This window comes from Vibrio methylphosphonaticus, from assembly GCF_023634655.1.
GTDB lineage: Bacteria > Pseudomonadota > Gammaproteobacteria > Enterobacterales > Vibrionaceae > Vibrio > Vibrio methylphosphonaticus.
The window spans coordinates 1-313 of record NZ_JAMKMS010000086.1 but is presented as its reverse complement, the minus strand read 5'-3'; the positions used below and the strand labels follow the sequence as shown (position 1 = coordinate 313).

At 44.7% G+C, this 313-nt stretch carries 2 tRNA genes; both read right to left on the bottom strand.

Features of this window, described 5'->3' with window-relative positions:
- Nucleotides 1-109: 109 nt before the first annotated feature.
- A tRNA-Val gene (locus M9196_RS23365) sits at nt 110-185 on the bottom strand.
- Nucleotides 186-227: 42 nt separating this feature from the next.
- Nucleotides 228-303, bottom strand: a tRNA-Ala gene (locus M9196_RS23360).
- Nucleotides 304-313 lie beyond the last annotated feature (10 nt).

The window sequence follows — 313 nt, the reverse complement described above, 5'->3', positions numbered from 1 at the left end:
CTAATCAAGTTGTTATTCGTCAGCTTTCCAAATTGTTAAAGAGCATGTGTTTACTTAGTTAAAACTAATTAAACCATTTTTAAATACACTTCATAAATGTCTTTAAAGATGGTGGGCGATACCGGGCTCGAACCAGTGACCCCCTCCTTGTAAGGGAGGTGCTCTCCCAACTGAGCTAATCGCCCACATTAGTTTTAATTCCTTCGTGGGAAAGAATATTTCAAGAATGGTGGAGCTATGCGGGATCGAACCGCAGACCTCCTGCGTGCAAGGCAGGCGCTCTCCCAGCTGAGCTATAGCCCCGAGATCTTGA